General features: G+C 34.0%; 1 protein-coding gene. It reads left to right on the top strand.

All coding sequences use genetic code 11. The annotated features are described in order from the left end of the window. Positions 1-412: 412 nt before the first annotated feature. Entirely contained in the window at positions 413-931 is a 519-nt protein-coding gene (locus tag ACFILT_RS03295) for a Rha family transcriptional regulator (protein ID WP_375679573.1), read from the top strand. Positions 932-1,004: the final 73 nt, after the last annotated feature.

Here is a 1,004-nt window from a genome sequence, read left to right as displayed (position 1 = left end):
TTAATAAACATGTCCATTTACGCACTACATTTTTATACTAAAAACCAAAAGTAAAATTTAAAAGCACTTGATATTCAATTAGGTAATTATCAAAATGAAAAAAAAGTGAAAAAAAATAAAAAATACGTATTGACTTTAAAAAGTCATTCTGTTAAACGAATCGCAAGTGCTTCAAAAACACTTAGCTATTAGCGGATGGGTTACGTAACAACCTTTCCCATGCCTTTAAAATACTGATTGTTTTTTATGCTATTATTAGCATATATTGATTACATCGGGTGTAGCTATGCCATACAATACCCTTCGCGAGGGAAAAGCATAGCGACGGACTAATAGCCGTGTTTTTGAGCGCCCGATGCCCTTATAGGGTCTTTAAATCAAAAACGTACTAACTATTAGAAAGGTTTTTTCAATGAAAGATCTAGTTACAATCAATGATGATGGCGTTGCAGTTACAAATTCTCTAAAAATTGCAGAGGGTGTGGGTAATAGCCATGCTACTGTTATTAGATTGCTACGTAAAAATATTAAAGATTTTGAAGAGTTTGGAAGGGTTGGATTTGAGATCGTACCCTTTAAAACAAATGGCGGATGTCAAAAAAGAGAAATCGCAATCCTTAATGAATCACAAGCAACTCTACTGATGACATATATGCGCAATAATGATACGGTGCGTGCATTTAAAAAGGCGCTTGTTAAAGCTTTTTATGAATTAAAAAGCCAATCAAAAAATCATGATTTATTCTCTAGAGATAATGATTTATTTTCTTATGAAAGTTTAAAAGCTCCTGAGGGAATTGGTAAAGTTTTGGGAATGATTGCAGCGCGTTTATCGTATGTAAATGATTTACAAAAAGAGCTTGATCATTACAAATTGGTTACGACAGAAGCCAAGCGTGTCTTAACAAACGCTATTGTAAAAGCAGCTTAAATAACGCGCGGGCGCGGCGGGGGCGCCTTCTTTAAACCTCTTATTAAAAATTTATTCAAATGTTAGATTAGGG

The sequence above is a fragment of the Bartonella sp. AP7XZML genome (assembly GCF_042195745.1).
In the GTDB taxonomy this organism is placed as follows: Bacteria; Pseudomonadota; Alphaproteobacteria; order Rhizobiales; family Rhizobiaceae; genus Bartonella.
Note: the sequence above shows the minus strand (reverse complement) of the source record. Positions and strands in the feature narration are given on the sequence as shown.

Coding starts and splice junctions, on each gene's coding strand:
- ACFILT_RS03295 (WP_375679573.1), top strand. CDS start 413: ATGAAAGATCTAGTTACAATCAATGATGATGGCGTTGCAGTTACAAAT.